Origin of the sequence: Streptomyces sp. NPDC047085, assembly GCF_040643735.1 — a bacterium.
Taxonomy (GTDB): domain Bacteria; phylum Actinomycetota; class Actinomycetes; order Streptomycetales; family Streptomycetaceae; genus Streptomyces.
Genome location: NZ_JBEYUW010000015.1, coordinates 128,519 through 153,134, shown reverse-complemented (window position 1 = coordinate 153,134; position 24,616 = coordinate 128,519). Strand labels below are relative to the sequence as shown.

The 24,616-nt window shown below is 70.0% G+C and carries 18 protein-coding genes; 12 read left to right on the top strand and 6 right to left on the bottom strand.

Annotation, left to right across the window (positions count from 1 at the left end):
- Positions 1–38 precede the first annotated feature (38 nt).
- Complete coding sequence (locus ABZ865_RS36295; RefSeq protein ID WP_361239964.1) at positions 39–1,271, bottom strand: hypothetical protein; 1,233 nt, start codon at positions 1,269–1,271, stop codon at positions 39–41.
- Between the two features lie 288 nt (positions 1,272–1,559).
- Between ABZ865_RS36295 and ABZ865_RS36290 the strand changes: the two genes are divergently transcribed.
- From ABZ865_RS36290 to ABZ865_RS36275, 4 genes are all read left to right on the top strand, one after another.
- The gene (locus ABZ865_RS36290; RefSeq protein ID WP_361239962.1) at positions 1,560–3,083 is read left to right on the top strand and encodes a diaminobutyrate--2-oxoglutarate transaminase family protein; all 1,524 of its coding nucleotides are present in this window, start codon (positions 1,560–1,562) and stop codon (positions 3,081–3,083) included.
- Positions 3,084–3,361: 278 nt separating this feature from the next.
- A complete protein-coding gene (locus ABZ865_RS36285; protein ID WP_361239960.1) occupies positions 3,362–5,314 on the top strand; it encodes an IucA/IucC family protein in 1,953 nt (650 codons plus the stop codon).
- Between the two features lie 191 nt (positions 5,315–5,505).
- On the top strand, positions 5,506–6,279 hold the full coding sequence (locus ABZ865_RS36280) for a GNAT family N-acetyltransferase (protein ID WP_361239959.1): 774 nt from the start codon (positions 5,506–5,508) through the stop codon (positions 6,277–6,279).
- A 259-nt stretch (positions 6,280–6,538) separates the two neighbouring features.
- A complete protein-coding gene (locus ABZ865_RS36275; protein ID WP_361239957.1) occupies positions 6,539–8,512 on the top strand; it encodes an ATP-dependent DNA helicase in 1,974 nt (657 codons plus the stop codon).
- A gap of 153 nt (positions 8,513–8,665) precedes the next feature.
- Here ABZ865_RS36275 and lexA read toward each other — a convergent pair whose 3' ends face one another.
- Entirely contained in the window at positions 8,666–9,445 is a 780-nt protein-coding gene (lexA, locus tag ABZ865_RS36270) for a transcriptional repressor LexA (protein ID WP_361239955.1), read from the bottom strand.
- 584 nt (positions 9,446–10,029) lie between these two features.
- Between lexA and nrdR the strand changes: the two genes are divergently transcribed.
- Together nrdR and ABZ865_RS36260 are read left to right on the top strand one after the other, a co-directional pair.
- Complete coding sequence (nrdR, locus tag ABZ865_RS36265; protein ID WP_100830800.1) at positions 10,030–10,581, top strand: transcriptional regulator NrdR; 552 nt, start codon at positions 10,030–10,032, stop codon at positions 10,579–10,581.
- Positions 10,582–10,745: 164 nt separating this feature from the next.
- The gene (locus ABZ865_RS36260; RefSeq protein ID WP_361239953.1) at positions 10,746–13,640 is read left to right on the top strand and encodes a vitamin B12-dependent ribonucleotide reductase; all 2,895 of its coding nucleotides are present in this window, start codon (positions 10,746–10,748) and stop codon (positions 13,638–13,640) included.
- A 112-nt stretch (positions 13,641–13,752) separates the two neighbouring features.
- Here ABZ865_RS36260 and ABZ865_RS36255 read toward each other — a convergent pair whose 3' ends face one another.
- Positions 13,753–14,286, bottom strand: a complete 534-nt coding sequence (locus ABZ865_RS36255; RefSeq protein WP_361239951.1) for a TerD family protein — start codon at positions 14,284–14,286, stop codon at positions 13,753–13,755.
- Positions 14,287–14,439: 153 nt separating this feature from the next.
- Here ABZ865_RS36255 and ABZ865_RS36250 point away from each other — a divergent pair, with 153 nt between their 5' ends.
- The 3 genes from ABZ865_RS36250 (at position 14,440) to ABZ865_RS36240 (ending at position 16,720) form a co-directional block, all read left to right on the top strand.
- Positions 14,440–15,045 (top strand): YdbC family protein, encoded by a 606-nt coding sequence (locus ABZ865_RS36250; RefSeq protein ID WP_361239949.1) that lies wholly within the window; start codon positions 14,440–14,442, stop codon positions 15,043–15,045.
- Positions 15,046–15,125: 80 nt separating this feature from the next.
- Positions 15,126–15,785, top strand: a complete 660-nt coding sequence (locus tag ABZ865_RS36245; RefSeq protein ID WP_361239947.1) for a histidine phosphatase family protein — start codon at positions 15,126–15,128, stop codon at positions 15,783–15,785.
- Positions 15,786–15,814: 29 nt separating this feature from the next.
- The gene (locus ABZ865_RS36240; protein WP_361239945.1) at positions 15,815–16,720 is read left to right on the top strand and encodes an ADP-ribosylglycohydrolase family protein; all 906 of its coding nucleotides are present in this window, start codon (positions 15,815–15,817) and stop codon (positions 16,718–16,720) included.
- 424 nt (positions 16,721–17,144) lie between these two features.
- On the opposite strand, the gene ABZ865_RS36235 is transcribed toward ABZ865_RS36240, so the two are convergent.
- Positions 17,145–18,692 (bottom strand): MFS transporter, encoded by a 1,548-nt coding sequence (locus ABZ865_RS36235; RefSeq protein WP_361239943.1) that lies wholly within the window; start codon positions 18,690–18,692, stop codon positions 17,145–17,147.
- A 185-nt stretch (positions 18,693–18,877) separates the two neighbouring features.
- Between ABZ865_RS36235 and ABZ865_RS36230 the strand changes: the two genes are divergently transcribed.
- The 3 genes from ABZ865_RS36230 to ABZ865_RS36220 all read left to right on the top strand — a co-directional run bounded on the left by ABZ865_RS36230 (position 18,878) and on the right by ABZ865_RS36220 (position 20,984).
- Positions 18,878–19,501: a TetR/AcrR family transcriptional regulator gene (locus ABZ865_RS36230; RefSeq protein ID WP_361239941.1), complete on the top strand. Its 624-nt coding sequence runs from the start codon at positions 18,878–18,880 to the stop codon at positions 19,499–19,501.
- An 80-nt stretch (positions 19,502–19,581) separates the two neighbouring features.
- Positions 19,582–20,283: a ribonuclease HII gene (locus ABZ865_RS36225; RefSeq protein ID WP_361239939.1), complete on the top strand. Its 702-nt coding sequence runs from the start codon at positions 19,582–19,584 to the stop codon at positions 20,281–20,283.
- Positions 20,284–20,351: 68 nt separating this feature from the next.
- Positions 20,352–20,984, top strand: a complete 633-nt coding sequence (locus tag ABZ865_RS36220; protein ID WP_361239937.1) for a hypothetical protein — start codon at positions 20,352–20,354, stop codon at positions 20,982–20,984.
- A 451-nt stretch (positions 20,985–21,435) separates the two neighbouring features.
- On the opposite strand, the gene ABZ865_RS36215 is transcribed toward ABZ865_RS36220, so the two are convergent.
- Both ABZ865_RS36215 and ABZ865_RS36210 read right to left on the bottom strand, forming a co-directional pair.
- Complete coding sequence (locus tag ABZ865_RS36215; RefSeq protein WP_361239935.1) at positions 21,436–22,056, bottom strand: hypothetical protein; 621 nt, start codon at positions 22,054–22,056, stop codon at positions 21,436–21,438.
- 286 nt (positions 22,057–22,342) lie between these two features.
- On the bottom strand, positions 22,343–24,508 hold the full coding sequence (locus ABZ865_RS36210; protein WP_361239933.1) for a RecQ family ATP-dependent DNA helicase: 2,166 nt from the start codon (positions 24,506–24,508) through the stop codon (positions 22,343–22,345).
- Between the last annotated feature and the right edge of the window lie 108 nt (positions 24,509–24,616).

Here is a 24,616-nt window from a genome sequence, read left to right as displayed (position 1 = left end):
CCGGCCGCCGCCCATCACCTCGCTGTGCGCGCGGACCCTTACTGACCCGCGAACTTCTTGCTGACCGAGTCGTACACACCCTTGGCCACCGGACCCAGTCGCGGACCGGCCAGCCAGCCCGAGGACACCGGGCCGATCGAGGTGTTGGACACCAGTGCGGGCTTGCCGTCCGAGCCCGTCTCCACCCAGCCGCCACCGGAGGAACCACCGGTCATCGAGCAGCCGATGCGGTACATCGTCGGGTCCGCCTTGTTGATCGACAGCCGGCCCGGCTTGTCCTGGCACTGGTACAGCAGCTGACCGTCGTACGGCGGCGCGCCCGGGTAGCCGCTCGCCGTGATGTTCTGCACCTTCGGCACGGCCGGGGCGTTGAAGTTCACCGGGAGTGCGCCGCCGACCGTCTCCTCGAGCGACTTGCCGGCGTTGCCCTGCTCCGGCGTCACATGGATCACGGCGAAGTCGTACGACGCACCGTTGCCGCCGGTTTCGCCACCCTGGTCGATCCACTGCTGCGAGGTCTTGGCCGCGTCGGCCCACCAGACGCCGTACGGGGCGATCTCGTCCCGGGTGGCCTTCTGCAACTGGTCGGTCGACATGGCCTGGTTGTTGTACGACGGCACGAAGGCGATGTTGCGGTACCAGCCGCCCTTCTTGCCGGCGTGCACACAGTGGCCCGCCGTCCAGATGAGGTTGGACTTGCCCGGGTGCGCCGGGTCCTCGACGACCGTCGCCGAGCAGACCATCGTGCCCTCGGGGGAGTCGAAGAACACCTTGCCCGACGTGGCCGCGTTGGTGTGGTACGGCGCCTTGACCGTCTGCGCCTTCACGGGCGCCGGCGTCGGGTCCGTCACCCCCTGGTCACCGGAGATGTCGTTGTCGTCGACGCCCTTGCCCTTGTCCGGGTCGTCGGCGCCCCGCATCCGGTCCGGGTCCCACAGGCCCTTGATGATCGGGTTGATGAAGTCGTTGGCCTCGCGCAGCCAGTCGTCCTTGTTCCAGTTCTTCCAGGCGCCGTTCTTCCACTTGTCGATGTCGATCCCGTGTTCCTTGAGCCTCTGCCTCAGGTCGTCCGGGATCTGGATCTTTCCGTCGCCGCCTGCGGTCGCGGTGGCGGACGGCTTGCCGTCTGCGTTGTCGTCACTGTCGCCGTTGCAGGCGGTGGCGGTCAGCGCCAGCGCCGAGACGAGGGCGACCGTCGCCAGCACGGGGGAGGTTCTGCGGGTCGCACCCCTCCCTCGGCGAACGGTGAACGACGGCCGTATGGATCGCATGGTCTTGACTCCCCCTGCTGTGAAGGTACTTGGCGCTGCGGACCGGCATCGGCACGGAACCCATGGGGAGTTCACGCCGATCGCACGGCCGGGTGGAACGGTGTCTCACACTATGCGCTCGCTGTGGGGGACTTCCGATGGAACGGCAACGGTTCCGTCACAGCAAGGATCTTGAGGCAACCCGTAACCCGCAGGCCCATGCGGGGTTGTAGGGGGTGGGGGGCCCGCTGCCTGCGTCCGGTCCCCCTTGATCAACTCGCCTCTGAACAGCGGGGAGGACAGCGAGCCGTGGCCGTGACCGAGTCGGTGGCTGAAGGCGCGTACGGGGGAGCGCGCGCCGTGCACGAGGGGATCCTCAGACGCCAGTCGGCGCGCGAATCCGCGGCGCGGACCTATGCGCGGGCCCTGCCCATCGTGCCCGTGCGGGCGCGCGGCCTGACCATCGAGGGCGCCGACGGCCGCCGCTACCTGGACTGTCTGTCCGGCGCCGGCACCCTCGCCCTCGGCCACAACCACCCCGTGGTGCTGGAGGCCATCCGCAAGGTCCTCGACTCCGGTGCCCCGCTCTCCGTGCTCGACCTGGCGACCCCGGTCAAGGACGCCTTCATCACCGAGCTGTTCCGCACCCTGCCGCCCGGTCTCGCCGACCGTGCCCGCATCCAGTTCTGCGGACCGGCCGGCACCGACGCGGTCGAGGCCGCCTTCAAACTGGTCCGGGCCGCGACCGGGCGTACGGGCATCCTCGCCTTCACCGGCGCCTACCACGGCATGACCGCCGATGCCCTCGCCGCCTCCGGCGGCGCCGCCGACGTACGGTTCGCCCGGCTGCCCTACCCGCACGACTACCGCTGCCCCTTCGGCGTCGGCGGCACCCGTGGCGCCGAGCTGTCCGCCCACTGGACCGAGTCCCTCCTCGACGACCCGAAGTCGGGCGTGCCCCTGGCCGCCGGGATGATCCTCGAACCCGTCCAGGGCGAGGGCGGGGTGATTCCGGCACCGGACGACTGGCTGCGCCGCATGCGACAGCTCACGGCCGACCGGTCCATCCCGCTGATCGCCGACGAAATCCAGACCGGCGTCGGCCGGACCGGCGCCTTCTGGGCCGTCGAGCACAGCGGGGTCACCCCCGACGTCATGGTCCTCTCCAAGGCCATCGGCGGCAGCCTCCCGCTGGCCGTGGTCGTCTACCACGAGGACCTCGACGTCTGGCGCCCCGGCGCCCACGCGGGCACCTTCCGTGGCAACCAGCTCGCCATGGCCGCGGGCACCGCCACCCTGGCCCACGTCCGCGAGAACGGCCTCGCCGAGCGTGCGGCCGACCTCGGCGCCCGCATGCTGTCCCAACTGCGCGAACTTGAGTCGGAGTTCGCGTGTGTGGGCGACGTCCGCGGGCGCGGACTGATGATCGGGGTCGAGCTGGTGAACCCGGAGAGCGAGGGGGACGCGCCGGGCGAGGCCGAGGTCCCCTCCGTCGGCGCCCAACGAGCCGAGTCGCCCGGCTCGGACGATGCCCGGACCCCGCATCCCGCAGCCCCCGAACTCGCCGCGGCCGTCCAACGGGAGTGCCTCCGCCGCGGCCTCATCGTCGAACTCGGCGGCCGCCACCACAGCGTCGTACGGCTCCTGCCACCCCTCACCATCACCGACGAGCAGGCGGCAGCCGTGCTGGACCGTCTGACCGAAGCGGTGGCAGCGGCGGCCCGCGATCACCAGCCCCGTGATCCCCAGACCCGCGACCGCCAGACCCGCGACCACCAGGGCCACGGCCGACAACACCGACGCCACGGCGGCCCAGCGGAACGAGCGGGCTGACAGTCGCATCCAGGGCGCCCAGCCACTGAGGCGAACCGGACGACGATCTCGCCGGCCGCCGCAGAGTACGCCTCCCCGGCCGCCCTCACGCCTCATCTCTTCCGCACCTCCTTCCAGGGCGCCCATACGGACGCCGACATCCCTCCACAACCCGACCACCGTCCGGGAAGCGCCCGTTCGCTCCACCTCCGTCTCGCTCCGCCTCCGTCTCTCTCCCCATCGGCACAGCGAACCGACGGCGCCCCCGCAACACCCCAGCACAGCCCCGAGGAGCCGCCTTGAACGCCACCCCCGCACCCGACGGCCGTTCGGGCACCCCCGACGAAACGGGGGACCCCAGCAACCCGCCCACTCCCGCGCCGCGCACCGAGTCGGTTCCCCCGCAGAAGAGGCGGCAGCCGGACACCACGCGACGAGCAGAGCCCGGCGCCGACCCGCTGGAGGACCCGGACTCGGACCCGTACGTCGCCGCACAGGCCGCTGCCGTGGAGAACCTCCTGCGCTGCTGGGTCCGCGAGAACGACCTCGCCGCCCCAGCCACCAGCACCCTCCGCATCCCACTCCCGGCCACCGGCACCGCACTGCTCTCCCCCGTCCGCTACTGGTCCCCGACGGGCTGGCACCGCTTCGGACCACCACGTCTCGCCGACGCCCCCGCGAAGACCGCACCGGTCGACGCGGTCACTCTCGCCGCACTCCTCACCAGGGAGACACCCGGCCCCGCTGCCGCCGACGCCACGTTCCCGCCGTCCGCCGGCGAGGACGGAGCGGATCTCGTCGCCAGGGTCGCCGACTCGCAGCGCCGCACCGCGACCTTCCTCCACGACCGACGTGCGCACCTCGCCGACGGCCCCGACCTGTTCCTCAGCGCCGAGCAGGCCCTGCTCCTCGGACACCCCCTGCACCCGACCCCGAAGAGCCGCGAGGGGCTGACCGAGGCCGAAGCCCGGCTGTATTCACCGGAGTTGCGTGGCTCCTTCCCCCTGCACTGGTTGGCTGTCGCCCCCTCCCTTCTCTCGACCGACTCCGCCTGGACCGAACGCGGCCGTCCCGTCACCGCGGACCACCTCACCCGCCGACTCGCCGGAACCGTCCTGCCCTTGCCCGACGATCACGCTGTCCTACCCCTGCACCCCTGGCAGGCGCGTGAGCTGCGGCACCGCCCGGCGGTCGCCGGACTGCTCGACTCCGGCCTGCTCCGCGACCTGGGACCCCTGGGCTCGCCCTGGCACCCCACCTCCTCCGTACGAACCGTCCACCGAACCGGCGCGCCTGCCATGCTCAAGCTGTCGCTCGGCCTGCGCATCACCAACTCCCGCCGTGAGAACCTGCGCAAGGAACTCCACCGCGGGGTCGAGGTGCACCGCCTGCTGCGCGCCAGGTTGGCCAAGCAGTGGCAGGCCGTACACCCCTGCTTCGACATCGTCCGCGACCCGGCGTGGCTCGCCGTCGACGACCCGGACGGCCTGCCCGTGCCCGGGCTGGACGTGGTGATCAGGCACAACCCGTTCGCCCCCGCCGACGATGTCAGCTGTGTCGCCGGACTCGTCTCGCCCCGTCCACTCGCCGCACCGGGTATCGACTCCCCATCGGTGGAAACCTCTTGGCACATCCGGTCCCGGCTGGCCCAGCTCGTCGACCAGCTCGCCGCACGCACCGGCCGGTCCGTCGGAGCCGTGGCCACGGAGTGGTTCCTGCGCTATCTCGAGCAGGTCGTGCGTCCCGTGCTGTGGCTCGACGGCGAGGCCGGAATCGCTCTCGAAGCCCATCAGCAGAACACGCTGATCCTGCTCGACCGCGACGGCTGGCCTGCCGGCGGCCGCTACCGCGACAACCAGGGCTACTACTTCCGCGAGTCCCGACGAGCCGACCTCGACGCCCGGCTGCCCGGGATCGGCGAGCGCAGCGACACCTTCGTCTCCGACGAGGTCACCGACGAACGCTTCGCGTACTACCTCGCCATCAACAATGTGTTCGGTCTGATCGGCGCGTTCGGTTCCCAGCGTCTCGCCGACGAACAACTGCTTCTCGCCGCGTTCCGCCGATTCCTCACCGACGTCGCCACGGGACCCGCCCCGCTCCACACCTCCCTGCCCGCCCACCTGCTCGACTCACCCGTCCTGCGGTGCAAGGCCAACCTGCTGACCCGGCTGCACGGACTGGACGAACTCGTCGGGCCGGTCGAAACCCAGTCGGTCTACGTCACCATCGCCAACCCCCTTCGCTCCTGAACGAACAGCACCTCTCGCACCACCGTTTCCATCGCCTGCGCAGAACCCGACCCCTTCGAACAGCCCGGCCCATTCGAGGAACCCCCACCCCTTCGAAGAAGCCCCGATTCACCTCGCCTCCTGAAAGAAATCCCGATCCACTTCGTCCCCTGAGGTGTTCGACCCACCTCGCCTCCCGAGAGGAGCGCACTGTGCCTCCCACCGACGCGAACGCCGGCTCCAGCCCCGCCTCCGTCCATCCGGGCCGCACCGGCACCCGAGCGGGCGCGGGCCCGGCTGGCGCCACTGTCCTCGGGGCCCGCGAGGACAGTGAGACCACGCTGAACCTGCGCCTGCCCGACGAGTTCGTCGCGCTCTTCGCCGACCGGACGGGGCATGAGCCGGCACGGCCCGACGACCTCCTCGACCACGTCCACACCTGGGTGCCGACCGACACCCCCGCGGGCCGGTTCCGACTGGAGCCGGTCCGCGTCGAGCGGGACCTGTCGCTCGTCCACCGGTGGATGAGCGACCCCACCGTCGCCGATTTCTGGGACCTGGCCGGGTCCCAGAGCGCGACGGAGAACCACCTGCGCGCCCAACTCGACGGCGACGGTCGCAGCGTGCCGTGCCTCGGCGTGCTGGACGGCACTCCCATGAGCTACTGGGAGATCTACCGGGCGGACCTCGACCCGCTGGCCCGCCACTACCCGGCGCAGCCACACGACACCGGGGTTCACCTCCTCCTCGGTGAGGCAGCCGACCGAGGACGGGGACTGGGCTCGACCCTGATCAGAGCCGTAGCCGACATGATCCTTGACCGGCGCTCCGCCTGCGCGCGAGTAGTAGCGGAGCCCGACCTGCGCAACACCCCCTCTGTTGCCGCTTTCCTGAGCGCAGGATTCCGATTCGGGGCGGAGGTCGACCTGCCCGGCAAGCGGGCCGCCCTCATGATCCGGGACCGAGTCCTGCGCGATGTGCTGTAGCACTGCGTGATTGAGCGCTCACATGCTGTACGAACGGCGAACTGATTCAGTTCCCGCTCCATTCGCCCACTCAGAAAAAATTCGGGAGCGGTGCCGAGGACCCGGCGCCACCCCGATCGGGTTCGCCGTTCCCGCCCCACCGCCGCCCCGACCGAGTCGCCCGTCCCCATCCCCACCCAGGAGCCCCGGTAGTGATCCCACCCTCCACCCTCGCCGTGATCGCCCGTTTGTCAGTGCCGGGCCGTAGGGTGGTCGGGCTATGACGAAGCCCTCACTCCCCGAACTCCTGCATGCCGCCGTCGCAGCCGTCGGCGGTACGGAGCGCCCTGGCCAGGTGACGATGGCCGAAGCGGTCGCCGAAGCGATCGACGGCGGATCCCACCTGCTGGTCCAGGCCGGCACCGGCACCGGAAAATCGCTCGGTTATCTGGTGCCCGCGCTCGCGCACGGGGAGCGCGTGGTCGTCGCCACGGCCACGCTCGCGCTGCAGCGCCAGCTCGTCGAGCGCGACCTGCCGCGCACGGTCGACGCCCTGCATCCGCTGCTGCGGCGCCGGCCCGAGTTCGCGATGCTCAAGGGCAGGTCGAACTATCTGTGTCTGCACCGCCTGCACGAGGGTGTCCCGCAGGACGAGGAGGACGGCCTCTTCGACCAGTTCGAGGCGGCCGCGCCCACCAGCAAGCTCGGCCAGGACCTGCTGCGCCTGCGCGACTGGTCCGACGAGACCGAGACCGGCGACCGTGACGACCTCACTCCGGGCGTCTCCGACCGGGCCTGGGCGCAGGTGTCGGTGTCGTCGCGGGAATGCCTGGGCGCGTCGAAGTGCGCCTACGGCGCCGAGTGCTTCGCGGAGATGGCCCGGGAGCGGGCCAAGCTCGCCGAGGTCGTCGTCACGAATCACGCCCTGCTGGCGATCGACGCCATCGAGGGCGCCCCGGTGCTGCCCCAGCACGAGGTGCTGATCGTGGACGAGGCGCACGAACTCGTCTCCCGCGTGACCGGCGTCGCCACTGGCGAACTCACTCCCGGCCAGGTCAACCGTGCCGTGCGCCGGGCCGCGAAGCTCGTCAACGAGAAGGCCGCCGACCAACTGCAGACCGCCGCCGAGGGGTTCGAGCGGCTGATGGAACTGGCCCTTCCGGGCCGTCTGGAAGAGATCCCGGAAGACCTCAACTATGCGTTGATGGCGTTGCGGGACGCGGCCCGTACGGTGATCTCCGCGATCGGCGCGACCCGTGACAAGTCGGTCCAGGACGAGGACGCGGTCCGCAAGCAGGCCCTGGCCTCGGTGGAGACGGTCCACGACGTGGCGGAGCGCGTGCTCAACGGCTCGGAATGGGACGTCGTCTGGTACGAGCGGCACGACCGCTTCGGCGCCTCCCTGCGCGTCGCCCCCATGTCGGTCTCCGGGCTGCTGCGGGAGAAGCTCTTCGCCGACCGAAGCGTGGTCCTCACCTCGGCCACGCTCAAGCTGGGCGGTGACTTCAACGGCGTCGGCGCCTCCCTGGGGCTGGGTCCCGAGGGCACCGAGGGCGAGGACCTGCCGCAGTGGAAGGGGGTCGACGTCGGCTCGCCCTTCGACTACCGGAAGCAGGGCATCCTCTATGTCGCCAAGCACCTCGCACGCCCCGCGCGGGACGGCGAGCGCGCCGACATGCTCGACGAGCTGACGGAGCTGATCCAGGCCGCCGGCGGCCGTACCCTCGGGCTGTTCTCGTCCATGAGGGCCGCCCAGCTCGCCGCGGAGGAGCTGCGCTCCCGGATCCCCGAGTTCCCGATCCTCCTCCAGGGCGAGGAGACACTCGGCGAGCTGATCAAGAACTTCGCGGCCGAGCCCCGGACCTGCCTGTTCGGCACGCTCTCGCTGTGGCAGGGCGTCGATGTCCCGGGCCCCAGCTGTCAGCTGGTGGTCATGGACAAGATCCCGTTCCCGCGCCCCGACGACCCTCTGATGAGCGCCCGCCAGAAGGCGGTGGAGGACGCGGGGGGCAACGGCTTCATGGCGGTCGCCGCGACCCACGCGGCCCTGCTCATGGCGCAAGGCGCCGGCCGCCTCGTACGGGCCACGGGGGACCGCGGTGTGGTCGCCGTACTGGACCAGCGACTCGCTACCGCGCGGTACGGCGGGTATCTGAAGGCGTCGCTTCCCGACTTCTGGTTCACCACGGACCGGAACCAGGTGCGCAGGTCGCTCGCGGCGATCGACGCGGCGGCCAAGCAGGCCGAGGAATAGGCCCTTCCCGTCCCGGCAGCCGGATGGCCGAGCCGGGGGTTGGACGGCGGCTTACGGCGGCTCCGGGCGGAGCCGCACGCACAGGGCCCCGGAACCGGCGCAGGGGTTCCGGGGCCCGGTCAGGGGGACGAGCCGGCAGGCCCGCCGCGGCGGTCAGACGCGCCGCAGCACTGCGACGACCTTGCCCAGGATGGTCGCGTCGTCGCCAGGGATGGGTTCGTAGGCCGAGTTGTGCGGGAGAAGCCAGACATGGCCGTCCTCGCGCTTGAAGCGCTTGACCGTGGCTTCGCCGTCGAGCATGGCCGCCACGATGTCGCCGTTCTCGGCGACCGGCTGACGGCGGACCGTGACCCAGTCGCCGTCACAGATCGCGGCCTCGATCATGGAGTCGCCGACGACCTTGAGGACGAACAGTTCGCCGTCACCGACGAGCTGCCGGGGGAGGGGAAAGACGTCCTCGACCGACTCCTCGGCGAGGATCGGGCCACCGGCGGCGATGCGGCCGACCAGCGGGACGTACGACGCGGCGGGCTTGCCGGCCGTGTCCGTGGGCTGCACGGTCATGGCCTGGTCGGAACCGCGCACCTCGTACGCGCGCGGGCGGTGCGGGTCGCGACGCAGGAAGCCCTTGCGTTCCAGCGCCATCAGCTGGTGCGCCACCGAGGACGTGCTGGAAAGGCCGACGGCCTGGCCGATCTCCCGCATCGACGGCGGATAGCCACGCCGCTGCACGGAGTCCCTGATGACCTCGATCACCCGGCGCTGGCGGTCGGTGAGTCCGGAACTGTCCGCCCGGATGCCTGGAGGTCGGCCCGGCAGGGAGCGCTTGTGCCCCTCAGGCTGCGCGGCTTCGCTCAACGCGTGTACCGGCTCGACTCGGCCCTGGGAGCGGTCCTGGGCAGTGATGGTGGCACTGTCTGCGGTGGTGGTCACGTCGGCCCCTCTCGATGGTCTCCCTGCTGGACAACGGTAGTTGCTTTCGAAAGGTTGCGCCAAACACACGTTCGAGTGAAAAAGTGCGATTCACCTGACGTGATCATGTGTCCGGGTGTATGGCTTACGCGACCTCTGGCGGGCAAAAGCGCCCATTGTTGTACTCTTCACCGCTGAGGTCGTCGACCTCGTGAGTCGCACCCCAGTGTGCCATCCGGAACCTTGCCGTCCGGGATCCGGGCCCCTTCTGCGCCGGAGTCCCACGCGTCCTCCGTGTGGCGCCCACCGTATCTCCGTAAGTGCCCGAGCGGTACGGATGTGTGTCCGCGTGTTCGCCTCGGGTGTCCGCCGCGTGCCGCTGTGTGTCGGGTGCGTGCCTCTCCGTAGCGACACGCGAATCTGCCTCGGTGTATGAGCCAATCCCCACATCTAGTGGTTGGATGGCTACTGCAGCCCACAAGTTGTGTTTTCCGTCGACCCCCGGGTCTTCGGGGTCTCCACGATCGCCTATGCTTGTGGCTGCTTCGAGGGGCCTGTGAGGCCCAGCGAGGCTATTGAGTCTGCTGTGAGGAGGGTTGGAGATCATGCACTGCCCCTTCTGCAGGCACCCCGACAGCCGCGTGGTCGACAGTCGTACGACCGACGACGGCACGTCGATCCGCAGGCGCCGCCAGTGCCCTGACTGCTCCCGTCGTTTCACGACCGTGGAGACGTGCTCGCTCATGGTGGTCAAGCGGTCCGGAGTCACCGAGCCCTTCAGTCGCACCAAGATCATCAACGGCGTGCGCAAGGCGTGCCAGGGGCGGCCCGTCACCGAGGACGCGCTCGCCCAGCTCGGCCAGCGGGTCGAAGAGGCGGTGCGGGCCACCGGGAGCGCCGAGCTGACCACCCATGACGTGGGGCTGGCCATACTCGGCCCGTTGCAGGAACTCGACCTCGTCGCCTATCTGCGATTCGCCTCCGTCTACCGGGCGTTCGACTCGCTCGAGGACTTCGAGGCCGCCATCGCGGAGCTGAGGGAAGCGACCAGGGGCCCCGCCGCGGACGACGAAGACGCGGGGGCGGGGAGCCAGGAAGACGAACGCGGGCCCGCCCGGACCACTGAGGTCCCGGTGCCCGCCCACGCCGCCGACTGAACGGCGGGCCCGAATCCGGGAGGAGAACCGGATTCCGGCCGGAAGGCGGCAACCAAAGACCTGTTGCGGGGGCAGTTGAGGGTGCCCGCAACACAAGACAGAACACCGTGCCACGGGAACAAACGGGGCACTTCAGGGCGTTTTTGCCCGTACAGGGAGGCGGCATGACAGAGACGGCGAGCGGTCCGGCACGAGGTTCCCGAGCCAAGGGCGCCAAGGCCAGCAAGGGCCTGCGTATCGAGCGCATTCACACGACTCCCGGCGTGCACCCGTACGACGAGGTGGAGTGGGCGCATCGTGACGTCGTCATGACCAACTGGCGCGACGGCTCGGTCAACTTCGAGCAGCGTGGCGTCGAGTTCCCCGACTTCTGGTCGGTGAACGCGGTCAACATCGTCACCAGCAAGTACTTCCGTGGTGCCGTCGGCACCCCGCAGCGCGAGGTCAGCCTCAAGCAGCTGATCGACCGCATCGTGAAGACGTACCGGAAGGCCGGCGAGGACTACAAGTACTTCGCCTCGCCCGCCGACGCCGAGATCTTCGAGCACGAGCTGGCCTACGCCCTCCTGCACCAGATCTTCAGCTTCAACAGCCCCGTCTGGTTCAACGTCGGGACCCCGCAGCCCCAGCAGGTCTCCGCCTGCTTCATCCTGTCCGTCGACGACTCCATGGAGTCGATCCTCGACTGGTACAAGGAAGAGGGCATGATCTTCAAGGGCGGCTCCGGCGCCGGCCTGAACCTCTCCCGCATCCGCTCCTCCAAGGAGCTGCTCTCCTCCGGCGGCAACGCCTCCGGCCCCGTCTCCTTCATGCGTGGCGCCGACGCCTCCGCCGGCACCATCAAGTCCGGTGGTGCCACCCGTCGCGCCGCCAAGATGGTCGTTCTCGACGTCGACCACCCCGACATCGAGGACTTCATCGAGACCAAGGTCAAGGAAGAGGAGAAGATCCGCGTCCTGCGCGACGCGGGCTTCGACATGGACCTGGGCGGCGACGACATCACCTCCGTCCAGTACCAGAACGCCAACAACTCGGTCCGTGTGAACGACGAGTTCATGACGGCGGTCGAGAAGGGCGGCAACTTCGGCCTGCGTGCCCGTATGACCGGCGAGGTCATCGAGGAGGTCGACGCCAAGGCGCTCTTCCGCAAGATCGCCGAGGCCGCCTGGGCCTGCGCCGACCCCGGCATCCAGTACGACGACACCATCAACAACTGGCACACCTGCCCCGAGTCCGGCCGGATCACCGCGTCGAACCCGTGCAGCGAGTACATGCACCTGGACAACACGTCCTGCAACCTGGCCTCGCTGAACCTGATGAAGTTCCTCAAGGACGACGGCAAGGGCACCCAGTCCTTCGAGACCGAGCGCTTCCAGAAGGTCGTCGAGCTGGTCATCACCGCGATGGACATCTCGATCTGCTTCGCGGACTTCCCGACCCAGAAGATCGGCGAGAACACGCGCGCGTTCCGCCAGCTCGGCATCGGCTACGCCAACCTGGGCGCCCTGCTGATGGCCACCGGCCACGCCTACGACTCCGACGGCGGCCGCGCCCTGGCCGGCGCCATCACGTCCCTGATGACGGGTACGGCCTACCGCCGTTCCGCCGAGCTGGCCGCGGTCGTCGGCTCGTACGACGGCTACGCCCGCAACGCCGACGCCCACAAGCGCGTCATGAAGCAGCACGCCGACGCCAACGGCACCGCCGTCCGCATGGACGACCTGGACACCCCGGTGTGGGCCGCCGCCACGGAGGCCTGGCAGGACGTGCTGCGCCTCGGTGAGCAGAACGGTTTCCGTAACTCCCAGGCGTCCGTACTCGCCCCGACCGGCACCATCGGTCTGGCGATGTCCTGCGACACCACCGGTGTCGAGCCCGACCTCGCGCTGGTGAAGTTCAAGAAGCTGGTCGGCGGCGGCTCGATGCAGATCGTCAACGGCACCGTCCCGCAGGCCCTGCGCCGCCTGGGCTACCAGGAGGAGCAGATCGAGGCGATCGTCGCCCACATCGCCGAGCACGGCAACGTCATCGACGCCCCGAGCCTCAAGCACGAGCACTACGAGGTGTTCGACTGCGCCATGGGCGAGCGCGCCATCTCCCCGATGGGCCACGTCCGCATGATGGCCGCGATCCAGCCGTGGATCTCGGGCGCCATCTCCAAGACGGTCAACATGCCGGAGACGGCGACCGTCGAGGAGGTCGAGGAGATCTACTACGAGGCGTGGAAGCTCGGCGTCAAGGCGCTCGCGATCTACCGCGACAACTGCAAGGTCGGCCAGCCGCTCTCCGCCAAGAAGAAGGAGGACGAGAAGGCCGAGATCACCGAGAAGGCCGAGGACACGATCCGTGCCGCGGTCGAGAAGGTGGTCGAGTACCGCCCGGTCCGCAAGCGCCTCCCCAAGGGCCGCCCGGGTATCACCACGTCCTTCACGGTCGGCGGCGCCGAGGGCTACATGACCGCCAACTCCTACCCGGACGACGGTCTCGGCGAGGTCTTCCTGAAGATGTCGAAGCAGGGTTCGACCCTCGCGGGCATGATGGACGCCTTCTCCATCGCCGTCTCCGTCGGCCTCCAGTACGGCGTCCCCCTGGAGACGTACGTCTCGAAGTTCACCAACATGCGCTTCGAACCGGCCGGCATGACGGACGACCCGGACGTGCGGATGGCGCAGTCGATCGTCGACTACATCTTCCGCCGCCTGGCGCTGGACTTCCTGCCCTTCGAGACCCGCTCCGCCCTCGGCATCCACTCCGCCGAGGAGCGTCAGCGGCACCTGGAGACCGGCTCCTACGAGCCGGCCGAGGACGAGGTCGACGTCGAGGGTCTGGCCCAGTCCGCCCCGCGCCAGACCGACCTGAAGGCCGTCGCCGCCCCGAAGGCCGAGTCCGAGGCGGCCAAGCCCGCCCCGAAGCAGGCACACACCAGCGCCGAGCTGGTGGAGATGCAGCTGGGCATCCAGGCCGACGCCCCGCTGTGCTTCTCCTGCGGCACCAAGATGCAGCGGGCCGGCTCCTGCTACATCTGCGAGGGCTGCGGCTCGACCAGCGGCTGCAGCTGATGACACGCGGTTCCTGAAGTAAGGGGCGCCGGCAATTGCCGGCGCCCCTTACTTTGCGCTGCGCCCGTAGTGAGGGCTTGACCGCGACGCCTGTCCGGACGGCGCACGGCACTCAGGGCCGGTGAGCCCTGCCCATGACGCGGGTGAAGGCCGCCGGATCCTCGTCGAAGCCATGGACACCGGCGTGGAAGATCCACGCGCCGGACTCGTCCCGTACGAACTCGGCGATCGTGGCGGACGTGGCCTCCCGGACCGAGCCGAAATCGTCCTCGGCGAGGACGGTGTAGCCCTCGCGAATGCGCAGGGCGGGGTTCAGCACCTGAGCGAACGCCCTGTGCCCGCCCCCCTGCTGGATGACGACCCCGACCACCACGCGCGCGTACCGGCCGTCGAGCCGGTCGAGTTCGAGCGTCATGATCTCGTCCCAGCCGAAGCCCTTGCCGTCGGTGCTGTCCCGGTTCAGGAAGATCGTGCCGTCCGGCGAGCGGCTGTCGAAGTGCACCAGATAAGCCGGTGCCCCATAGGCGTCTCCCGACACGAACGTCGCGGCGACGATGTCGAGATCGGTGGGCGCCTGACCCGCCGGACTGGGGTCCCACTTCAGTGCGACCTCGATCTTGCGGTTTCCCTTGCTGAAGCCGGTCACCGGGCTTCCCCTTCCCCCTTGAGGCTCCCTCTTCCCCAACTCCCGTGAAGTCAGGACTCCTTGTCCATCGTGCCACGCGCGCGGGAGCGTATGTGCGGGTGATCTCCGCCGGAGCGTGACCGACGCCACGCCCCCTGGCCTTACGATGGCGCGGTGCTGGTCAAGTGGATTCGCTGCACCGTGGTGGACCGCCGCGGCTTCGAGCGGGGGCAGCGGAAATGGGCGGGGCTTCTGGGGGAGCCGGGGTTTCGGGGACAGGGCGGAGGCTGGAGCCGGCAGCGGCCCGGGGTGGCGCACATCTTCGCCTTCTGGGAGAGCCGCGCCTTCTACGACTCCTTCATGGCCCGCTCCCACGACCGCCTGGCCGCTTCCCAGTCCGGCACGTTCAAGGACGCCCGGGTCAAGCTGTTCGAATACCGCTTCGACGTGAAGACCGGCTTCGAGCCCCGGTTCACCGACACCGACCTGATCCGTGTGGCCCTCTGCCGCGTGCACGAGGAGCGCGTCGACCACTTCACCCTCATGCAGGAGAAGGTCTGGAACCCCGCGATGGCCGGATCGCCGGGCATGATCCGGGGAATGTTCGCCGAGGCTCCCGAGCAGGAGTTCCTGATCCTGTCCATGTGGCGGTCGGCGGCCGAGCACGGAAAGTACCGGACCGAACGCGTGGAGCGCCTGGCCCTGCGGGCCCAGACGGAAGCCGACATCGCGGCGCTCTCGGGTGACATCGTGGAACTGGAGCCCTCCTGGACGGTCTGAGGCGCACGATTCGTGTGACCTACGCCGTAGAGGGCCGTTACGAGTGCTCGATCGTCCCTCGTTCGATCTAGGGTTTTGGCATGGCACGACCACGGCGCATCGTCCTTGTCCGGCACGGCGAGTCAACGGGCAATGTTGATGACTCCGTGTACGAGCGGGAGCCCGACCACGCTCTCGCGCTGACCGAGCGCGGCTGGCGGCAGGCCGAGGAGACCGGCAAGAGACTCCGGGAACTCTTCGGACAGGAACGCGTGAGCGTGTACGTCTCCCCGTACCGTCGTACGCACGAGACCCTGCGCGCCTTCCACCTCGACCCCGACCTCATACGGGTACGGGAGGAGCCCAGACTGCGCGAGCAGGACTGGGGCAACTGGCAGGAACGCGACGACGTGCGCCTGCAGAAGGCGTACCGGGACGCGTACGGCCACTTCTTCTTCCGGTTTCCGCAGGGCGAGTCCGGCGCCGATGTGTACGACCGTGTCGGAGGCTTCCTGGAGAGCCTGTTCCGCAGCTTCGAGGCCCCCGACCACCCGCCGAACGTGCTTCTGGTGACGCACGGGCTCGCGATGCGGCTGTTCTGCATGCGCTGGTTCCACTGGTCGGTGGCGGAGTTCGAGTCGCTGTCGAACCCCGGGAACGCCGAGATGCGGGTGCTCGTTCTCGGGGAGGACGGCAAGTACACCCTTGACCGGCCTTTCGAGCGCTGGCGGGACCCGGTGCCGTACTGGATCAGTGGATAGAGCCGGTCACCGGATAGAGTGGCAGGGCGATGACCGCTGACTCCTCTTCCTTCGGGCGCCTGGGACGCGCCCTGGCCAGCCTCCGCGGACTGGCGGTGGGCGACGCGCTCGGCTCACAGTTCTTCGTTCCCGTGAACTATCCCCTGCTCAAGCGGCGCGAGCTGCCCGCGGGTCCCTGGCAGTGGACGGACGACACGGAGATGGCTTGCTCCGTCGTGGCCGTCCTGGCCGCCCACCAGCGCATCGACCAGGACGCGCTGGCCCACTCCTTCGCCCACCACCACGACTTCGACCGGGGATACGGCCCCGCGGTCAACCGGCTGCTCCGCCTCGTCCGGGAGGGCGAGGACTGGCGGGAGCTGGCCTCCGCGCTCTTCAACGGACAGGGTTCCTGGGGCAACGGCGCCGCGATGCGCATCGCGCCCCTCGGCGCCTGGTACGCGGACGACCCCGAGCAGGCGACCCACCAGGCCGAGATCTCCGCATACCCCACGCACCAGCACCGGGAAGCCGTCGTCGGCGCCATGGCCGTCGCAGCGGCGGCCGCACTCGCCGCCTCTCCGGACGGCCCGCCCAGCCCCGAGGCGCTCCTCGACGGCGTCGTCGCGCTCGTGCCGAAGAGCGCCGTCGGCGCGGGGCTGAGGCGAGCGCGGGACATGCTCGACTACGGAGACGCTGCCACGGTGGCGGCTGTCCTGGGGTGCGGTCGTCGTACGAGCGCCCATGACACCGTGCCCTTCGCCCTCTGGTCCGCCGCGCGGGCCCTCGGCGACTTCGAGACGGCGTTCTGGACGACCGCGCAGGTGGGCGGCGATGTGGACACCACCTGCGCGATCGTGGGCGGCGTACTCGCGTCCTGCAAGACGGGGACGCCGCCGGCCGAGTGGGTGGAGCGGACCGAGGCGCTGCCGGACTGGGTGCCTGCGGGGTCCTGACAGCCGCGGTGCTGGGATCGGTTTGGCCAGTGCGCTGGCGCGGGCTTCCTTCCCGCCCCCGGTTGAAAACTCTCCGTGTATGCCGGGAACTCTGCGTGACCGTCGCCCGTTTTCCTCGTATCCGCCATCAGCCGTCGGCTGTGGGCCATCCAGTCGGGCCGAGTTTGGGTCGGCTCCGAGTCGGCTCGGTTTCGCTCGGGAGGCGGGGTGAAGGTTCGAGGGGGTGTGGGTGTTGTCGTCGGTCGCGGTGGGTGTGCTGGTTGTGCTGCTCGGGGCGTTCGTGCCGCTCGCGCTGATGCGGTTGTCGGGGCTCGTGCCGGTTCGTCTTCCGCCGGCTGTGGTGCGGCCGGCCGGTCCGCCGCCCGTGTCGTCTGTCCCCCGGCGGCGGTCCGGCCGGCCGCGGCTCCGCGCGGCGCCCGACGGGTCAGCCGATGCCCGGTCCCGCGGTGCCGGCGAGGGCGTCGAGGTCGCTCTTCCGGACTTTGATCACCAGCCAGGCGGTGAGGACGGCGAGAACGGCCATCGCCGCGGCGGGCACGAAGGCCATGGATATCCCGTGGGCGAGCACCTCGTGGCCCCAGGGTGCGGGCAGCTGCTTGGTCTTGGCGAACTCCGCCTTCTGCTCCGGCGAACCGCCCGCGAGGAACTTCGGCAGCTGCTTCTTCGCCTCGTCCTTGCTGGCAGAGCCGAAGACGGTCGTCAGGATGGACAGGCCGAGCGAACCACCCACCTGCTGCGTGGCGTTGAGCAGCCCGGAGGCCGCGCCGGCCTCGTGCGAGGCGACACCGGAGACCGCCGTGACGGTCACCGTCACGAAGATCAGACCCATGCCGAAGCCGAACACCAGCATCGGACCGAGTATCCCGCTGACGTAGGAACTGTCCGGGGTGATGAAGGTCTGCCAGATCAGTCCGATGACCACGAGCGTCGAACCGGCCATCATGAACGGCTTGGGTCCGAGCGAGGGCAGGAACCGCTGCGAAAGACCGGCGCCGACCGCGATCGCGACCGTCACGGGCAGGAAGGCGACACCAGCCTTGATGGGGCTGTAGCCGAGCACGTTCTGGACGAACAGCACGATGTAGAAGAACATGCCGAACATCGCCGCGGCCAGGCTCAGCATGACCACGTACGTGCCCGAGCGGTTGCGGTCGGCGAACATCTTGAGCGGAGTGATCGGTTCCTTCGCCCGCATCTCGGTGAGGACGAAGGCCAGCAGCAGGACCACCGCCGCGCCGAACGAGCCGAGGGTGAGCTCGTCGCGCCAGCCGTCCTCCGAGGCGCGGATGAAGCCGTACACCAGCGAGGCCATGCCGGCTGTGGACGTCAGCGCGCCCACGAGGTCGAACCGGCCCGGGTGGCGTTCGGATTCGCTGATGTAGAGCGGAGTGAGCGCGGCGATCAGCAGTCCGATGGGCACGTTGACGAAGAGCACCCACCGCCAGTTGAGCCAGTCGGTCAGCATGCCGCCCGCGAGCAGGCCGATGGCACCACCGCCTGCGGAGACGGCCGCGAACACACCGAACGCCCGGTTGCGCTCCGGCCCTTCGGGGAAGGTGGTGGTGATCAGTGCCAGCGAGGTGGGCGATGCGATCGCGCCGCCTACGCCCTGCAGGGCGCGTGCCGCCAGCAGCTGCCAGGGCTCCTGGGCGAGACCGCCGAGCAGCGAGGCGATGGAGAACAGCAGGATGCCGACGATGAACACCCGGCGGCGGCCGAGGATGTCACCGGCGCGGGCGCCGAGGAGCAGCAGACCGCCGAAGGTGAGCGTGTAGGCGCTGACCACCCAAGTGAGGTCCGTCGTGCTGAACTTGAGCGCGTCTTGAATGTGCGGGAGTGCGATGTTCACAATCGTCGCGTCGAGTACCACCATGAGTTGGCACGCCGCGATGACGGTGAGCGCGATGCCGGGGTGTCCCTCCCGGCGGGCCGCGCCCGGCTTGTCGTCCTTGAGCAGTTGAGAGGTTGTCACTATGGGTCCCCCACAAAGGAGTTAGTGAACGCTCGCGTTCACTGTCGCGTCAACGGTAGTGAGTCCCCAACAGTGAACGCAAGCGTTCACTTAAATCCTCGCCGCATGTCGTGTCCCCCTCTGTTGCGACGCGGCGAGATCCACCCCGAAACCCCCGCTTCCCTTTGTCTGCTGGAGAAACACAGATGGATACCTCGCGCTGGACGGCCGCTCCCGCTCAGGCGGCCTCTCCTCGTCGGCGCGGTGCGGTGCTGGAGCGCGCGATCCTGGACGCCGCTCTGGAGCAGCTCAGTACGGTGGGCTGGAAGGGCCTGACGATGGAGGGTGTCGCGGCCGGAGCTCAGACCGGCAAAGCCGCGGTCTATCGCCGCTGGCCCTCCAAGGAGGATCTGGTCGCCGACGCACTCGAGGCCGGACTGCCTCGCGTGGAGGAAGTGCCCGACCTCGGAAGTGTTCGCGAGGACCTGTTGGCTCTGTGCCGCCTGGCGCGGGACGCCATGTATTCGCGACCTGGATTCGCCCTTCGCGCAGTGATTCACGAATGCGATCCCACGCAGGCCGAGCGATTTCATGGTGTGATCTTCGAGGGTGTGGTGGAGCCGACGATCAAGCTGCTGCGCGAGGTCATCACCCGTGGGATAGAGCGAGGAGAGGTCCGCCGCGACGCGGCCAACGGTTACGTCTTCGATGTCGTTCCGGCGATGATGATGTACCGATCGAAGATGTGCACCAGTGAATGGAACGACCGGGATCTCGAGGAGATGATCGACCAGCTGATGGTTCCGCTGCTGCGGCCGCACGGAGCCTGACGTCCGGCGGCGGTCGTCCCGCCCCGGCGCGGGGGCCGGGGTGTCGCGCGGGGATCACGGCGGCGTACGCTAAGGGCGCCATGGCCTACGAACCACCCACTCACACTGTCGAGCGCTCCCTGCGCGCCACCACCGGAGCGAAGGTCATCGCCGGTGTCGACGAGGTGGGGCGGGGCGCCTGGGCCGGCCCCGTCACCGTCTGCGCGGCGATCACCGGACTCCGCCGGCCACCGCAAGGTCTCACCGACTCCAAGCTCCTGACGCGCATGCGGCGTACGGAACTGGCCGAGATACTGCGGTTGTGGGTGACGGCCTACGCCCTGGGGCATGCTTCCCCGGAGGAGATCGACGACCTGGGGATGACCGCCGCGCTGCGGCTTGCCGCGGTCCGTGCTCTGGACTCCCTGCCGGTCCGCCCCGACGCCGTGATCCTCGACGGGAAGCACGACTATCTCGGTGCCCCGTGGAAGGTGCGCACGGTCATCAAGGGTGACCAGTCGTGCGTGGCCGTCGCGGCGGCGTCGGTGATCGCCAAGGTTCAGCGCGACAAAATGATGGCCGAACTGGGTATCGACCATGCAGACTTCGGGTTTGCGGACAACGCCGGGTATCCGTCGCCCGTGCACAAGGCCGCACTGGAGGAGCGGGGGCCCACCCCGTACCACCGCTTGTCGTGGGCGTATCTTGATGCGCTGCCCCAGTGGCGGCACCTCAAGAAGGTCCGCAGCTGGGCGGACGGAGGCGTTCCGGAGATCGAGGGCCAGCTCGGCTTCGATTTCTGACGGTTCCGCTCGCACTGATGTGCCACCCGCTCATCCGCGGCGCACCAACGTTTGATAAATATCAGCTCATGCCTCTCATTCCCGAGGAGCCTCAGATTCACGAGAGTGCCCAGGGTCCCCGCGCCACGCCGGCCAGCGGCCGTACCGCGCCGACCCCCCGCCCCGTACCCGGCCCCCGCCCCGCGGCGCCGCCCCGCCCCGGTCGTCCCGGCCCTGTGAGGCCCACGGCTCCGGTGCAGCGCACGCCGCGTGACGTGGCTCCGGCCAAGCCTGGCCCGTCGGGCCCGGCCGCTCCCGCCGCCACCGCGGCGACTCCGCAGATCCAGCTGATCCCGGCCTCGGTCGAGGGCGCGCTCGACGCAGCCGAGGAGGCGGTGGACCTGCTCCTCGACTCGGGCCGCGCCCCCAGCGACGTCCTGGTGCTCACCACCGGTGCCCAGCACCCGTGGGCCGAGCACGAGTTGTCCTTCGGCGAGGCCTCCTACTGGGCGCAGCACGACGCCGGTGACGACGTCTTCTACGCGGACGCCGCCGCGGCCTCCCGTGCCGCGTCCCGCCCCGTGGTCGTTGTGGCCGTCAACGGCGGCTCCGCCTCCGCTGCCGCCACCGCCCTCCCGCTGGCCCACTCCCGGGCCGGAGCCCTGCTGATCGTCTGCGGCGACCCGCAGCAGATCAACTCGGTGCTGGGCGCCGGCGTCTGAGCCGTTTCCCTGCCCAGGGGTTACCGGAGCGAAGAGGGAGCCGCCTCCGGCGGCATCGGCACGGTGCTGCCTTTGCCATGCCCGGATGACGGAGGTGGCGGGCTCCCTCGCTCCGCCGCCACCGGACGGTCACCGGTGCTGAGGGCCGGGGTGCCACCGCGAGGGCGGACAACGGTTCCCCGGCAGCGCCCTGTGCTCGGTGCGGGCCCCGCGCGCGGCGCACAGCCGAGTGCCGAAGAGCCAGGGTGTCGTGCGACCACTGGGCGGGGCGCAAGCTGAACTGCGGGCCGTACTGGCACCAGGTGCACGTGCTCGGAGAAGCCGCAGTCCTGGCCTCGTGCCCGGAGGCGGTTCTGTTGCTGTATCTCCGGCCGCCGGGACAGGGGTGCCGCGTGCGGGCCAGGCGCGGTCGGCGCGGGAGTTGCCCTGGGCCACCGCCGCTTCCCGCTCCTCAGCGGGCCGCCGCGCGGCGGAGGACCTCGGAGACCGGGCCTCCGGTGCGGGGCATCACCGGCGGGCCCTCCGCCAAGGCGAACGGTTCCGGCGTCGAGTGGGAGTTCGGACGGCGTCCACCGCGTCCCTCGCCGAGCACCTGCCAGCCTTCCTGCGTCAGCGTGATGTACGCGCCGCAGCGCAGCCCGTGGAGCGTGCAGGCGTCACGCAGCCCCCACATCCAGGCGCCGTCCTCCTCGGTCCAGCGCGCGTCGCCCTCACGGCAGTAGAGCAGCACCGCGGTACGAACCGGGGTGCGGCGGCGCAGGTCGTGCGGGATGACCCGGCGCAGCTGGTCGAGCAGCGCGTTGCGGAACATCCAGCCGTCGGCCGCGGTGGCACGACGAGTGAACGAGGCGCTGGCGAGCAGCCGCTCCTCCGGATCGAGGACGGCCACGATCGCCGTGGACGCCCTGGGGCGATGGCGGGCGTGCAACCCGCTGACGACCTCACGGGGGTTGCGCAGCAGGGGGATCCCGGCGTCGGCCCACTCCGCGGGCTCGAGCAGACGAGTGGCGGAAGCGGCGGACGCGGACGTCGACAACGAGGCCGCCGAGGACGAGGCGAATCCGAAGGTCACGTTCCTCCCTTCGGCTACGCGCCCACACTGCGGGCGAGGTCGGATTCGGGGGAGCGCGCACCGCAGTAGAGCCCAACCGGATCACGGACGAGCCGTGCGGGGAGCGGACCTCAATTCTTCCTGTCGAACTGGAATGCGGCAACGAGCAATTGGGGCCACCGACTGTTATCTGGAGGTGCGTGGCTTATATCCCTACCCACAGGGACCCCTCATGACCCCTGGAGCGTTCGATGACGGCGCGCCGGGACGCGGCAACCAGGGCCGACGCGCGTCGACGCGAAGCACGTCAGCCCTGGACGGCCAGCACCAGGGGCAACACCCCGCGTGCCCCCGCCTTCCTGAGCAGGCGTGCCGCGACCGCGAGAGTCCAGCCGGTCTCCGTGAAGTCGTCCACCAGCAGCACCGGGCCAGGAGCCTCGGCCAGCGCGGAGGCGAGGGCGGCCGGCACTGCCAACGCGCCGTCGAGTGCCTTCAGCCGCTGGGCGCTGTTGCTGCGCGGCAACCTCGGCGCGTCGTCGGCGTACTCGACGGAGCCGAGCAGAGGCAGTCGGCCGATCTCGGCGATGCGGGTGCCCAGCGAGTGGATCAGCCGCGGCCTGGTGCGTGAGGGGAGGGTGACCACACCCACCGGCCGGGGCTGGGCGTCCGCCACGCCCGGAGCCCAGCCTCCCGGGCTCTTCGCCCAGTCGGCCAGCACGTCCACCACGGCTCGCGCCACGTCGTCCGCCACCGGCGCGTCCGCAGCCTGAGGCGTGAGGAGGGGGCGGAGCCGGTTTCCCCAGCCGATGTCCGAGAGCCGCCCCAAGGCCCGCCCCGGTGAGGCCTGTTCCCCGGCCGGAATACGGCCCTTGAGGTCGACGCCGATCGTTGCAAGGCCGGTTGGCCACATGCGACGGGGTTCCACCTCGACCCCGGCGCGGCCCAGGTCGACGCGCGCGGCGTCCACCGCCGTCGTGGACGTGTCGGCGGTGAAGCGCGGCCCCGCACAGTTGTCGCAGCGGCCACAGGCTTTGGCGCCCTCGTCGTCCAGCTGCCGCTGGAGGAACTCCATCCGGCAGTCCGTGGTGGACGCGTACGCGCGCATGGCCTGCTGCTCGGCCTCACGCTGCCGGGCCACCCACGCGTACCGGTCGCCGTCGTACGACCACGGCTGCCCGGTCGCGATCCAGCCGCCCTTGACGCGCTTCACGGCTCCGTCCACGTCGAGGACCTTCAGCATCGTCTCCAGCCGGGAGCGGCGCAGCTCCACCAGTGGCTCCAGCGCCGGCAGCGACAGCGGCCTCTCCGACCGGGCCAGCACGTCCAGGGTCCGGCGCACGAGGTCTTCGGACGGGAAGGCCAGCGACGCGAAGTACGACCAGATCGCCTCGTCCTCCTTGCCGGGCAGCAGGAGCACCTCGGCGTGCTCCACTCCGCGGCCGGCGCGGCCGACCTGCTGGTAATAGGCGATCGGGGAGGACGGCGAGCCGAGGTGCACGACGAACCCGAGGTCCGGCTTGTCGAAGCCCATGCCGAGCGCGGACGTGGCGACCAGGGCCTTGACCCGGTTGGCGAGCAGATCGTCCTCGGCCTGCTGCCGGTCCGCGTTCTCCGTCTTGCCCGTGTACGAGGCGACGGTGTGACCGCGCTGCCGCAGGAAGGCGGCCACCTCCTCGGCGGCTGCCACGGTGAGCGTGTAGATGATGCCGGATCCCGGCAGGTCGTCGAGGTGGTCGGCGAGCCAGGCCATCCGGTGCGCGGCGTCCGGCAGCCGCAGCACGCCGAGGCTCAGGCTCTCCCGGTCCAGCGGCCCGCGCAGCACCAGAGCGTCCGAAGTGCCGCCGGTGCCGAGCTGGTCGGCGACGTCGGCGGTCACGCGTGCGTTGGCCGTCGCGGTGGTGGCCAGCACGGGGACGCCGGGCGGGAGGTCGGCGAGCATGGTGCGCAGCCGCCGGTAGTCGGGGCGGAAGTCGTGACCCCAGTCCGAGATGCAGTGCGCCTCGTCCACGACCAGCAGTCCGGTCGCCGCGGACAGCTTGGGCAGCACCTGGTCACGGAAGTCGGGATTGTTCAGCCGCTCCGGGCTGACGAGCAGCACGTCGACCTCGCCCGCCGCGATCTCGGCCTGGACCTCCTCCCACTCCTCCGTGTTGGAGGAGTTGATGGTGCGGGCGTGGATGCCCGCCCGGGCCGCGGCCTCCACCTGGTTGCGCATGAGCGCGAGCAATGGCGACACGATCACCGTGGGCCCGCCGCCTCTGGCCCGCAGCAGTGCGGTTGCCACGAAATACACCGCGGACTTGCCCCATCCCGTGCGCTGCACGACCAGGGCCCGGCGCCGGTCGGCGACCAGCGCCTCGATCGCCCGCCACTGGTCCTCGCGCAGCCGTGCCGCGCCCGTGGCGTCCCCGACGAGCCGGGCGAGGACGGCGTCGGCCTGTGCCCGGAGGTCCGCGTTGCTCGTGTGCTCCATGCGTCCCATCCAACAGGACGGGACTGACAATCCGGCGCGGCCGGTGCCGGCCCGACCGATCTTGTCGTGTCCCTGATTCGAGTTATCCACAGGCCCAAGCGGAATCTC